The sequence below is a fragment of the Gilliamella sp. B3801 genome (assembly GCF_026536645.1).
Taxonomy (GTDB): Bacteria; Pseudomonadota; Gammaproteobacteria; order Enterobacterales; family Orbaceae; genus Gilliamella; species Gilliamella apicola_I.
This window is the reverse complement of record NZ_JAFNNR010000003.1, coordinates 76833-90543: the sequence shown is the minus strand read 5'-3', so window position 1 is coordinate 90543 and position 13711 is coordinate 76833. Positions and strand designations below refer to the sequence as shown.

The 13711-nt window shown below is 35.0% G+C and carries 11 protein-coding genes; 4 read left to right on the top strand and 7 right to left on the bottom strand.

The features are described 5' to 3' along the window. Positions 1–38: 38 nt before the first annotated feature. On the bottom strand, positions 39–866 hold the full coding sequence (gene cpdA, locus J3U14_RS03185; RefSeq protein ID WP_267349731.1) for a 3',5'-cyclic-AMP phosphodiesterase: 828 nt from the start codon (positions 864–866) through the stop codon (positions 39–41). 176 nt (positions 867–1042) lie between these two features. Then, positions 1043–1672 (bottom strand): ADP-ribose diphosphatase, encoded by a 630-nt coding sequence (gene nudF, locus J3U14_RS03180; protein WP_267349732.1) that lies wholly within the window; start codon positions 1670–1672, stop codon positions 1043–1045. Positions 1673–1810: 138 nt separating this feature from the next. On the opposite strand from nudF, the gene tolC reads away from it, so the two are divergent. Continuing rightward, entirely contained in the window at positions 1811–3160 is a 1350-nt protein-coding gene (gene tolC / locus J3U14_RS03175; RefSeq protein WP_267349733.1) for an outer membrane channel protein TolC, read from the top strand. 105 nt (positions 3161–3265) lie between these two features. On the opposite strand, the gene J3U14_RS03170 is transcribed toward tolC, so the two are convergent. Continuing rightward, the gene (locus J3U14_RS03170) at positions 3266–4138 is read right to left on the bottom strand and encodes a LysR family transcriptional regulator (protein ID WP_267349735.1); all 873 of its coding nucleotides are present in this window, start codon (positions 4136–4138) and stop codon (positions 3266–3268) included. A gap of 471 nt (positions 4139–4609) precedes the next feature. Between J3U14_RS03170 and J3U14_RS03165 the strand changes: the two genes are divergently transcribed. Then, on the top strand, positions 4610–5398 hold the full coding sequence (locus J3U14_RS03165; RefSeq protein WP_267349737.1) for an SDR family NAD(P)-dependent oxidoreductase: 789 nt from the start codon (positions 4610–4612) through the stop codon (positions 5396–5398). 85 nt (positions 5399–5483) lie between these two features. Here J3U14_RS03165 and metG read toward each other — a convergent pair whose 3' ends face one another. After that, on the bottom strand, positions 5484–7511 hold the full coding sequence (gene metG / locus J3U14_RS03160; RefSeq protein ID WP_267349739.1) for a methionine--tRNA ligase: 2028 nt from the start codon (positions 7509–7511) through the stop codon (positions 5484–5486). 253 nt (positions 7512–7764) lie between these two features. Between metG and apbC the strand changes: the two genes are divergently transcribed. Then, positions 7765–8832, top strand: coding sequence for an iron-sulfur cluster carrier protein ApbC (apbC, locus tag J3U14_RS03155; RefSeq protein ID WP_267349741.1), 1068 nt, complete (start codon positions 7765–7767; stop codon positions 8830–8832). A 101-nt stretch (positions 8833–8933) separates the two neighbouring features. Here the strand turns inward: apbC and J3U14_RS03150 are convergent, their stop codons facing one another. Both J3U14_RS03150 and J3U14_RS03145 read right to left on the bottom strand, forming a co-directional pair. Further along, complete coding sequence (locus J3U14_RS03150; RefSeq protein ID WP_267349743.1) at positions 8934–9695, bottom strand: acid phosphatase; 762 nt, start codon at positions 9693–9695, stop codon at positions 8934–8936. Positions 9696–9992: 297 nt separating this feature from the next. After that, positions 9993–10349 carry a DMT family protein gene (locus J3U14_RS03145; protein WP_267349744.1) on the bottom strand — a complete coding sequence of 119 codons (357 nt, stop codon included), beginning with the start codon at positions 10347–10349 and terminating at the stop codon, positions 9993–9995. Between the two features lie 190 nt (positions 10350–10539). On the opposite strand from J3U14_RS03145, the gene J3U14_RS03140 reads away from it, so the two are divergent. Then, positions 10540–11706, top strand: coding sequence for a sugar transporter (locus tag J3U14_RS03140; protein ID WP_267349746.1), 1167 nt, complete (start codon positions 10540–10542; stop codon positions 11704–11706). 39 nt (positions 11707–11745) lie between these two features. Here the strand turns inward: J3U14_RS03140 and J3U14_RS03135 are convergent, their stop codons facing one another. Further along, positions 11746–13665: an ABC transporter ATP-binding protein gene (locus J3U14_RS03135; RefSeq protein WP_267349747.1), complete on the bottom strand. Its 1920-nt coding sequence runs from the start codon at positions 13663–13665 to the stop codon at positions 11746–11748. Positions 13666–13711: the final 46 nt, after the last annotated feature.

Below are 13711 nucleotides of genomic sequence, written 5' to 3'. Positions count from 1 at the left end.
ATTAATTTTTTAAAACTAATGTTATAATCGGATCTAATTCAATAGCCATTTTGTGACATATCTGGTTGAAAACAATTGTTAGCAATACGATGAACCTTGGATTGAATTGTTCCATCTATTGAAAGCTTGATTTCTCGCCATCCTGGTGCTTCATAGGATAATTTAAAATCATAAGATTTTGGCATAAATTGTACGCAAGTGGATGGTGTAGAAAACGCTTTGCAGCCGTGCCAAATATATTCCAGACTTTGATGAATATGTCCCCAAGCTACGCCTTTTATATTGGGTTGATGTTTAATAATTTCTTCTAATTCATGTTTGTTTTTTAATATGTGTTGATCTAACCAGTGACAACCTGACTCAATAGCATGATGATGCAAAAACACAAAAGCATAACGATCATCATGACTTGTTAATGTGCATTGCAAAAATTCAAGTTCTGACTGGGGTAAAAAACCATAAGCTTGATCCACAACCTGACTATTAAGCAACACTAAAAGCCATTTATCCCCTAGAAGAACAATTTTATTTTCAGCGAGTTGATAGTCAGCAAAAATTTCATGCATATCATGATAATTGTCATGGTTGCCTGCTAACCAAACACAAGGTAAATTAAATTTTTGTATTTGCTCGGCAAAAAGACGATAAGCTTGTTTTGATCCATCTTGAACAAAATCACCTGTTGCCACTATTAAGTCAAACGGGCTTTTTCTATTTTCTATTTCTCTTATCACTGTTCGAAAACTAGCATTTGAATCAATACCTAATAATTTACTCTGGTCATTAGCAAAAAGATGTGTATCGGTAATATGTAAAATATTACTGTAATTTCTATTTATGATTGGAAGCGTTAAAAATGACCCCAAAATTGACCTCAACATTTTATCAAAATACACGATTAGAGATAATCAAATCCCCAAAATAAGGATAGCAAAGCTGGCTAGACTAAATATTTTTTATTATAAATTCAAGTAGATTTATAAAGTGTAAAATGGATCACATTTTTATGAAAGAAAAACTTAAATGTGATCATTGCCATTGATTATATCCATTCATCTTTTAATGATTTATAGTTGAGCTGTAACCATTGAAGCGCAATAATTGATGCCGCATTATTAATCACACCTTCTTGAACCCACTGATAAGCTTGCTTGCGGCTAATTACATGCACTTTGATATCTTCGTTTTCTTCTGCCAATCCATGAATTCCCATAGCAGTTGAGGAATCTACTTCACCAACTAATATATGAAGTTTTTCCGTTAATCCGCCCGGTGATGCCAAATAACTTACAATCGGCTTACAACGTCCAACTGTTATACCAGCCTCTTCCATCGCTTCTCGCCTTGCAACCTCTTCATAAGATTCATTTTTATGATCCATCATGCCAGCAATAAGTTCTAATAACCACGGACTATCCTGAGTTTCGATAGCAGCAATACGAATCTGTTCTATCATGACTACGTTATCAAGTTTAACATCGTAAGCTAATAACACGACAGCATGTCCCCGCTCCAGAATTTCTCGCGTTACGACATCGCTTTTGGTGCCGTCAAATTTACGGTATTGAAAACGGTATTCAATTAAAGAAAAAAAGCCTTTATACAAAACGCGTTTAGTCAAATTAAACACATCTTTCTTGTTAAACACAACAGGATCATTATTAATTTTCATAGAAACTCTCAATTTTAGTCTTAATTTTAATAAAAAGTGCGAATAGTTAACAAACTATGCTTACTATATCCTATTTATCTGTTAAAATTATGCAAATTAAAAATACTATTATATTTGAATGTTTTAAAGAGAAAATTGATGAAAAAAACTTTAACCTTTCTAATCGGCTTAGCGCTAAGCCACTCTGTATTTGCCGAAAATTTGGTTCAGGTTTATGAACAAGCTAAGGAAACGAATCCTGATTTAAGCAGTTCATTAGCTGAAAAAGAAAAGGCATATTCAGCAATTTCTGGATCACGAGCAAGCTTATTACCACAAATTGGTTTAAGTGCTTCTTATGGTGTAACTCATGGGCGTCGTGATACCAGTGGTGTAAAATCCAAAAGTGGGAACCTTTATCAAGTAAGCTTATCACAAAGTATTTTTAATTATTCTAATTGGAAAGCTTTAGATATCACTAAAAAGCAAGCTAGTATTGCTGATATAGCTTATCAATATCAAGGACAAACGCTTATATTAAATACCTCAGTTGCGTATTTTAATGTACTTAAAGCACTTGAGGCATTAAACTTTATCGATGCACAGAAAAAAGCAATTGGTCGTCAATTACAACAAACCAAACAACAACATCAAGTTGGTTTGGTAGCAATTACCGATGTGCAAAATGCGCAAGCAAATTATGACCTTACGCTTGCTCAACAAGTTAATGCATTGAACGATTTGAATAACGCTATCGAAAACTTACGTCAGGTCAGTGGTCGATTCTATTCAAATTTAGCAACCATTAATACCAAAATGTTTAAAACCGAAGCGCCAATTTCAATTAATTCGTTGTTAAAACAATCTGAAGTGTCTAATCTTAATTTATTAACAATGAAATTAAACCAAGAAATAGCTCGTGATCAAATCAAATTATCACAAGCAGGACACCTACCGACAGCAAGTTTAGATGCATCAACAAATCTAAATAAAACCGATAGATATGGGGATAATTTTGCAACTAATGGGGGCCATAGAGGAAAATCTTATTCGGGTAATAACTATGTTGGATTAAGTTTAAATTTACCTATCTTCTCAGGTGGCGCTACGCAATCTAAAGTTGAGCAAGCTCAACACAACTACGTTAGTTCGAGTGAAAAGCTTGAAAGTACTAATCGCAGTGTAATCAATCAAGTCCGTTCTTCTTATAACAATATTTCTTCGTCAATTAGTGCGATTAAAGCTTATCAACAAGCGGTTGTTTCAGCAGAAAGCTCATTAGAAGCGACAAATTCAGGTTATCAAGTAGGGACTCGAACTATTGTCGATGTATTGAATGCGACTACTCAACTTTATAGCTCTAAACGAAATTTATCAGATGCTAAATATAACTATCTAATAAATTTACTACAACTTAAATATGCTGTTGGTACATTAACCGCAGACGATTTAGTCTATCTAAATAATATGCTTGGTAATGAAGTCAGTACCTTAGCAACAATACAATAATCTTTAAGTATAACTGTTTGACTTTAGGCGATTTTATCGCCTTTTTTTATTGCCTTATTGCAGTTATCTTAAATCAAGTCTGATCATAACATCATTTGATGATTTTCATGACATCGTATCAACCACGAATTCAATAAACATTTTCATTATAGCTAGCGGTTGCCTGTCAGCAGTATAAAGCATATGGACTTCCCGAGCGGGAGGTAAATAATTTTGTAATATCGGTAATAATTTATCTTGTTTTATCGCCTCATTCAGCATCGGTTCGGGTAACATCGTTATCCCCAAACCTTCAATAGCGGCAATCGCTAATGCTGAAGTATCATTTGATTGTAATGAACCAGAAATAGAAAGATTGACGGCTTTGCCATTCATCGTAAATGGCCAAACATAATCATTTTTATTTCGATTCACATATTGATAAATTAGACACTGATGATTTTTTAAATCGTCAGGAACAGCTGGTACACCATTTTGCATCAAATAACTCGGCGAAGCAGCAAATATAAGTTGAAAAGGTTTAAGTTTGCGTCCGATCAGACCAGAATCATTTAATTGACCGATACGAAACACAATATCATAATCCTCTTTTACTATATCAACATAGCGATCACTCAATTGAATATCAATGTTTAATTTAGGATAGCGTTTCATAAAACGGCTAATGACCGGAATTAAATTATAGTGTCCATAACTGACAGGTGCACTAATCCTTAATCGACCTTTTGGCTCTTCAATAAATTGTTGAGCTAATATCTTCGTCTCTTTTATTTCTGCAAGAATTAACAAACACCGTTGATAATACTGTTTGCCAAACACAGTAAGATGTTGCGAGCGTGTTGTTCGATTAAGTAATTTTAATCCTAAGTGTTTTTCTAAAAAAGCAATGTATTTAGTCACCATCTGCGGTGAAGTATTCAATGATACTGACGTAGACACAAACGATCCTGTTTTCACCGTCAATACAAATGCTTCCATACACTTTAATAGATCCAAATTATCAACTCCCAGTTGTTAATAAATCAATTTTTATAATATTTATTATCCCTTATTTTATAAAGATAATAAAACAAAATCATCTTGGGTGTGAAAACATAAAATTTACTACGAGATAAACAGGTATTGTCAATTAAACTTCTATTGAAGATAACGTTATAGATTAAAAACTGAATAATAAAACAAATTGAAGATCGCTTGTTATCCTAAATAATGACGTGAAAAGTAAACACCTTTATATTTTAATAATTTGCGCAAAGGGTATTTGGTTCTATCAAAACTAGCTTTATATCCTGAAGTTGGTGATTGGCGTGAACTTAACCAACATAAACTGTGTTTTATTCAAAATCAATTAGTTAAAGCATAGAAATCCAATAAACAGAAAATTACTCCATAGTCTATGGAAAAACCGACATAACAATTACTTTATTAAGAAATTAAAAGGAAAAAAAAATGAACAATCATGTTAAAAAATACACTGCAATTACCGGCGCAAGTTCAGGCATTGGTTATGCCACTGCAATTGAATTTGCTAAACGAAATAAAAACCTTATATTGATAGCAAGAAGAGAATCACAACTAGAAACATTGAAACAAAAAATTGCCGAATTAAATCCAAATTTGGAAGTCATCATTAAAATTTGTGATTTGTCGCAAGCCAATAATGTTTTTTCACTCTTCAAACAATTAGATAGCTATTATATTGAAACATGGATAAATAATGCAGGTTTTGGGCATTACGGAAGTGTTAAAGATCAAGATTTAGATAAAATACAATCTATGCTACATTTAAATATCGAAGCCTTAACAATTCTATCAACGCTGTATGTGCATAAATATCACCATCAATCTGGTACACAAATAATTAATATCTCTTCACGAGGTGGATACACAATTGTACCCAATGCTGTCACTTATTGTGCGACTAAATTCTATGTTAATGCTTTTACTGAAGGTTTAGCGCAAGAATTAAGACAAGCAAAAGCGAAATTAACGGCTAAAGTCTTAGCCCCTGCGGCAACCCAAACTGAATTCGGTCAAAAAGCGAATAATGTCAATGAATATGACTATAATAAAAGTTTCAGCCAATATCACACAGCAGAGCAAATGGCTGGTTTTTTAATGGCGCTATATGATAGCGACAACATCATCGGAGAAATTAGCACAAAAGATTTTTCTTTTACATTAAAAGATAGCATTTTACCTTATTCTGGCAATGCGGCTGAAAATCAAAAGTCTTAAAACTTTTACAACAAAACACGTTAAAAAATTAAACATCTTAACAAGCGTTTTAACTTGTTAAGATGTAAAAAAAGAAAACAATTAATTACGAAATTCGCATACCCGGTTTTGCTCCACTATCAGGTGACAATAAGTAAACGCCTTCACTATCATCTTTACCACTTGCACAAAGTACCATGCCTTCAGAGATACCAAAACGCATTTTACGAGGCGCTAAGTTAGCGATCATAATCGTTAATCTGCCCACTAAAACTTGCGGATCAGAATAAAACTCTTTAATACCTGAAAAGACATTACGAGTTTCGTCTCCAATATCAAGTGTAAGTTGCAATAATTTGTCTGATCCTTCAACAACACTTGCATTTTTAATTAATGCAACACGCATATCCACTTTTGCAAAATCATCAAAATTGATCGTGTCAGCAATCGGTTCAGCAACTTTTTCTTTAGCTGGCGTCGCTAATGCAGCTTGTTGTTTTGTTTCATCAATCATAGCAGTAATTTTATCCATATCTATACGGTTAAATAGGGCTTTAAATTTGTTAATATTGTGTCCGGTCAAAGGTTGATTAATCGAATCCCACGTTAATTGGCTATTTAAAAATGCTTCAGTTCGTTCCGCTAATGCTGGCACAATAGGTTTTAAATAGGTCATTAAAATACGGAATAGATGAATACCCATTGAACAAATATCTTGTAATGCTTGATCTTGCCCTTCTTGTTTTGCTACAACCCACGGCGCTTTTTCATCTATATAACGATTTGCTTCGTCAGCCAGTGCCATAATTTCACGTATTGCTTTACCGGATTCACGTTGTTCAAAATAATCAGCAATTACTTTTGATTTTTCAATGAACAAAGCATAAAGTTCTGGCTCAGCAAGATTATCAGACAATTTACCGTCAAAACGTTTGCTGATAAAGCCTGCCGAACGGGAAGCAATATTAACAACTTTATTGACTAAATCACTATTAACACGTTGGACAAAATCTTCCAAATTTAAATCGATATCATCAATATGTGGCGACAATTTCGCTGCATAATAGTAACGCAAGCAGTCTGGATCTAAATGTTTTAAGTAAGTACTTGCCTGAATGAAAGTTCCACGTGATTTTGACATTTTTGCACCATCAACCGTGACATAGCCATGAACAAAAATATTGGAAGGTTTACGATGTTCACTACCGTCTAACATTGCTGGCCAAAATAGACTATGGAAGTAGACAATATCTTTACCGATAAAATGATAAAGTTCAGTCGTTGAGTTTTTATTCCAAAACTCATCAAATATCGCTTTATTATTTTTATTACAGTAGTTAAGGAAAGATCCCATATAACCTATTGGCGCATCTAACCAAACATAAAAATATTTACCGGGTGCATCCGGAATTTCAAAACCAAAATAAGGAGCATCACGACTAATATCCCAAGGTTGTAATCCTGCTTCAAACCACTCTTGCATTTTATTCGCAACTTGATCTTGCAATGTGCCCGATCGGATCCATGCCTGTAACATTTCTGAAAAAGCGGGCAAATCAAAAAAGAAATGCTCTGAGTCTTTCATTATTGGGGTTGCGCCAGAAATAACCGATTGAGGATTAATGAGATCAATTGGATTATAAGTTGCACCACAAACTTCACAGTTATCACCATATTGATCGGGTGCTTTACAACGTGGGCACGTGCCTTTCACAAATCGATCAGGTAAAAACATCTGTTTTTCTGGGTCAAATAATTGTGATATTACTTTTGTTTTGATATAACCATTGGCTTTTAGCTTTTTATAAATCTGTTCAGATATCTCACGATTTTCTGGACTATGCGTTGAATGGTAATTGTCATAACTGATGTTAAATCCAGCAAAATCACGTTGATGCTCAGTTTTAACTTCTGCAATCATCTGTTCAGGCGTCATCCCTAATTGTTGAGCTTTAAGCATGATTGGCGTACCATGCGCATCATCTGCACAAATAAAGTAAATCTCATTGCCACGCATTCGTTGATAGCGTACCCATACATCAGCCTGAATATGTTCTAGCATATGTCCTAAGTGAATTGAACCATTTGCATAAGGAAGTGCACAAGTCACTAATATTTTGCGTTTTGTTGTCATGTCAATTTAATACCTTTTATTACATAATGTCGGGAATAGTACATCAAACATGGGATTATCGCTAGATTTATGCCATAATTTAATAAAAATTCTTTCCAGATTCAGAAAAATCAGCAAACTAATGACTCCCGATATTTTGGAAAGCATAAAATAATTTGGCTGTTCTCAATATTTTACTTAAATAAGCATGATAATTATACAAATCAGCATAAAAGCAGATAAAACCGTAGATAAAAAATGAAGGCTAATCACCATGGAACCCAAAAAGATTCTTGAAAATTTTGCTCATCCTACTTTGCGAAAAAATTTAATCAAATTAGGTGCAGTTAAAAAGTGTGAAATGGAAAATCAAACTTTGCATATTCATTTAACGATGCCCTTTGCATGGCAAATCACTTTTGAAGAGCTGGAAAAAACCATTACACCTCAATTACTCGAACTTGATGGTATAAAACAAGTGAATTGGCAAATTGATTTCAATATTGCCACCCTAAAACGAGCAAATCATCAACAAGCGATAAAAAACATTAAAAACATCATCGCCATTAGCTCTGGTAAAGGAGGAGTCGGTAAATCATCAACCGCGATTAACCTTGCGCTTGCACTGCAAAAACAAGGCGCCAAAGTTGGTATTTTAGACGCCGATATTTATGGCCCGTCTATACCTACCATGTTAGGAACCGAAAAACAACAACCACTTACTCCCGACAATAAACATATGACACCAATTATGGCCTATGAATTAGCCAGTAACTCGATTGGCTATTTAGTCGATTCAGATGGAGCTATGGTATGGCGAGGACCAATGGCAAGTAAAGCATTATTGCAAATTTTGCAAGACACACTTTGGCCTGAACTTGATTATTTAGTGATTGATATGCCACCAGGAACAGGAGATATTCAATTAACACTCGCGCAAAGTATTCCTGTTACTGCCGCGGTGATTGTTACCACGCCTCAAGACATTGCCTTAATTGACGCTAAAAAAGGCATCACAATGTTTAATAAGGTTAATATCCCGACGCTAGGTATTATCGAAAACATGAGCTACCATATCTGTGAAAATTGTGGGCATCATGAGGCAATTTTTGGTGAAGGTGGTGCGGCACAGCTTGCCGAAAAATATCAAACTCAATTACTTGGGCAAATACCGCTGCATAAAATGTTGCGACAAGACCTTGATACCGGAGCGCCAACAGTTATTAGTCATCCAGACAGTGAATTTACTGAAAATTATTGTCGAATTGCCGGGCTACTTGCCAGTGAATTATATTGGCAAGGTGAAGCGATTTTACCGGATATCTCATTTAAAGCGTTATGATTGTTAAGCTGGATATTGGTTGTTTAACGAAACAGCCAATATCAGCCTTAAATTGATAAACATTGGATTTACAATCCAGTCATAGCCGTTGTTAACTTTTATTACTTTTTACTTTGTTGATTGGTTTGTAAGCGGTTAAACTCCATTTTGGCTTTTGCCAGTTGTTGATTAAACCGGGCATTAGCATGCAGTTGTGCCACCACACTCGCCGCCATCACTCTAGCCGCATCAATATCACTTTGCCAATGGTATCCACAAATAACACGACTTTCACCCACTTCAAGACCTCGTTTTAAAATTTCATTTTGACGTTGTGGGTTGATTTCAGCTAACACCAGCGATATAGCAAAACCAATTGTTGTATGTCCTGAGGGATAAGATCCATTAGTAGACAGCGTTTTTTCGTCTTCTGGTCGGCAAGTGGGCTCATTGAAAAACGAAAATGGTCGAATACGATTGTAATAATTTTTCGCCGAACGAGTAGCCAGATCACCAGCATCTTCTTTCATTGTCGTAATCAATTTATAAATTTCGGGTGTTTTGATAGCAGATATATCAAAACCAAACGACGTTGAAAATTGCTGAGTGACATTTTCCTTGCTAGAGTCAGCATCAATATAAGCTTGTCTTCCTCGTTCGGTATGACGCATCGATTTACCCCAATCATACATGGCTTTATCTCTTAAAAATTCAACACTGGTAAATGAAGGAGGTGGTGGTAACAATTGTAAACTATCAGGAGCTTGATTTTCAGTAAGAAAATAGTCATTGGGATGTGTTGTCACATCTTTTATTTCTACGGCGAATGCTTGAGCAGATAATAAAGAATACAGCATAATACTTTTAACTAACATTTTTTGCATAGACGGCCCCTTTTCTTTCTCGATATGGATATTCCTATATCGTTGGTATTTAAAACGATTAAATTGCCTTGTTACAATGTCCATACAATAAAGTTTTCTAAATCTTATTGTCTAATCACATTGATTTATTTGATATTAATCAATCTTAAATTGAATTATTGGATTAATAAATGACATCATTTACATTATGTGACAACTATCACATTTTCATAATGTCACTTTTTATCAATAGTGATATAAAAGATCGAATCACTCTTCAAGCCGAAATGATATTTAAAATAGAGGTATCATAACTGTTTATGATGCAAAAATTTTATCTCGAAACATAAAAAATACTGCACCAAGCAAACAGCAACCAGCCCAAATATAATCAGTTTTAAAAGGTTCTTTTAAGATATAAATTGAGAAGGGTATAAAGAGAGACAAACTAATGACTTCTTGAATAATTTTTAATTGACCAGCGGTGGCAACTTGAAAGCCTATACGATTAGCAGGAACTTGCAATAAATACTCAAACAACGCAATCCCCCAACTAATAAAAACGGCAACAATCCAGACTTGATTATGCAAAAAACGTAAATGGCCATACCAAGCAAAAGTCATAAACATATTACTAAAAATTAATAGACATATCGTAATAAAAAGTTGATTCATGATTATCATCACTGCTAGTGGAAAGGTATGATTATTATATACCTGTTACGAATGAAGGTACAAAATCGATAAAGAATGCCGATTAGTTGTCATCGAAGATGACACCATTATCTTTACTGACTGTTTAATAACGAACATTATTCATGTTATAATGACACTCAATCTATTTATCCCTTCTTTAAAAAACAACATGATAAACAATGCTAATAAACGGTCTCGAATTTGGTCGTCAATTTTATGTTTGGCATTTGCAGCATTTATTTTTAATACCACCGAATTTGTTCCGGTAGGGTTGCTACCCAACATCGCTAAAAGTTTTTCAATGGATGAAGCGCATGCTGGATTATTATTAACTATTTATGCTTGGTCTGTTTCATTATTATCGTTACCCTTAACGGTATTAACTTCAAAAATGGATCGCCGAAAACTTCTTGTTTTCTTATTCTGTTTATTCATTGGTAGCCATATCTTAGCGGGTTTTGCTTGGGACTTTTATAGTTTAATGGTAGCCAGAATTGGAATCGCTTGTGCACACGCTGTATTTTGGGCTATTACTACGCCTTTAGCTGTTCGACTTGCACCCAATGGCAAAAAAGCTAAAGCAATGGGTTTTATTGTTGTCGGTGTTTCAATGGCAACAATTTTAGGTATTCCAATTGGCACGATAATTGGACAAGTTGTTGGTTGGCGGATTACTTTTTTATGTATCGGTTTTATTGCTTTTTGTGTCATGGTTTCATTACTCTATTTATTACCGCCTGTGCCAAGCACAGACACCTTATCTATCCGTGATATTCCGAAAGTGCTTAAACGACCAGTATTACTTAATATCTATCTGTTAACAGCAATTATTATTACTGGTCATTTTTGTGCTTATACCTATATCACCCCTTTTATGATAAATGTCGGTGGTTTTAACGAAAAAGTGGTGGTTAGCATTCTATTAGCTATTGGTTTTTCAGGTATGATCGGCAGTGTTGTCTTTGCTAAATATTCGGATAGACATCCAACAGCAATTCTAATCATTCCGTTGTTATTATTAATGATTTGTTTACTTTCGCTTTATGTTTGCTCATTCAATTTAATCACTGCAATCATACAAGGCATGTTATGGGGACTTGCGATCACCATTATCGGCATGGTTATGCAAAGTAAAGTCATCGATGTTGCTCCAGATGCAGCCGATATTGCAACCTCCGTTTATTCAGGTATTTATAATATCGGCATTGGAGCAGGTGCATTTGTAGGTAGCCAAGTCTTAGTTCGACTATCAACCGAGTATATCGGATTTATTGGTGCAATATTTGTTATTCTTGCATTAGCACTCTTTTTAATATTAACAAAAAGAACATGGTAAATTGCTAACAAGAGCTTGCCAAGCAAGCTCTTAACGCTATTATTGTTGACTTAACGACTCAAGCGCTTCCCAACGTGCAAAAACTGCTTCTAGTTCAGCTTCTTTATTGGCCAAATCAGTTAAAATCGGGTTTGTTGCCTCGTGGGGTTGATTAAAAAAGTCACTGTGCCCTATTTGCGCTTGTAAATCAGCTATTGCTAATTCCAATTGCTCTATTTGGCTTGGTAATTGTGCTAATTCACGTTGTTCATGATAACTTAACTTTACTTTCTTTTTCGCTTCAGGCATTTTGGTTTCTGCTGTTACCGCTTTTTCATCGGATTTAACCGGTGCAGTATTTTTATTCACCGACACGGGTTTTGCTTGCTGCTGTTGCTGTAAAGCATCAGTATATCCGCCTGCATAAATACCGATATGACCTTTTTCTTCAAAAAACCAACATTGAGTAACCACATTATCAACAAACTGTCGATCATGGCTAACCAATAAAACGGTGCCTTGATAATCATTGACTAGCTCTTCTAATAACTCTAATGTTTCAATATCCAGATCATTGGTGGGCTCATCGAGTACTAATAAATTACTTGGTTTTAAAAATAGTTTAGCTAACAATAAACGATTTCGCTCACCGCCAGATAATGCACGAACAGGAGTTCTGGCGCGTTTTGGTGGAAACAAAAAGTCCTGCAAATAGCCAAGCACGTGACGAGATCGACCATTAACCATCACCTCTTGCTTACCTTCAGCCAAATTATCCATCACAGTCTTTTCAGGATCCAACTCAAGTCGATACTGATCAAAATAAGCGACTTCCAATTTGGTACCACAATGTACGCTACCCGAGGTCGGCTGTAAGTTACCTAACATCAGCTTTAAAAGTGTTGTTTTACCTATACCATTAGGACCAATCAGCGCAATTTTATCGCCACGTAATACTTGTACCGTAAAATCATTAACCAGTAATTTACCTGCGACTTGATAGCTCACATTATCCAATTCAAAAACAATTTTGCCCGAACGCAACGCTTCTTCAATTTGCATTTTTGCACTACCCATGACTTGGCGACGCTGTGAATGTTCTTGTCTCATCGCCTTTAAAGCGCGTACTCTACCTTCGTTACGTGTACGGCGAGCTTTGATACCTTGACGTATCCACACTTCTTCTTGAGCTAATTTTTTATCAAATTCTGCATTTTGCAACTCTTCGACACGTAGTGCTTCCTCTTTTCCAACAAGATAACTATCATAATCACCACCCCATGAAGCCACTTTACCTCTATCGAGATCAATAATACGCGTTGCCATTTGCCGAATAAAAGAACGATCATGTGAAATAAACACAATGCTACCATTAAAACTTTTTAAAAATTCCTCTAACCATTTTATCGTTTCGATATCTAAATGGTTAGTTGGCTCATCCAGTAACAATACTGTTGGCTGACACACTAATGCTTTAGCCAATGCGGCTTTACGCAACCAACCTCCTGATAAGGATGACAGTAGCGCATCACCATCCAAGGAAAGTGAAGAGATAACATTACGAATACGATTATCAAGTTGCCAACCATTTTGCTGATCTAATTGCTCTTGTAATTTAGCTAATTTAGACAGATTACTTTCACTGGGATCTTGTTCAATGCGATGAGATAAATCATAATAATCCCTCAATAATTGAGCTTGTTCTTTTAAACCTTCTGCAACGAAATCGAACACATTTCCTTGAATATCTCTTGGGGGATCTTGTTGTAAACGTGACACAACAACATTATTCTCATAAATAATTTGACCTTCATCTAACGGTACTTCTTTATTTAATACTTTAAGTAACGTTGATTTACCTGCACCATTACGCCCAACAAGACAGACACGCTCATTAGCTTCAATCGACATATCAATATGGTCGAGTAGTGGCGCATCACTAAAGGAAAGATAAGCATTTGTAAGATTGATTAATGACATAGTTATTTTTTATTTGGATATTAAGTAATATGGCGTTATTCTATCA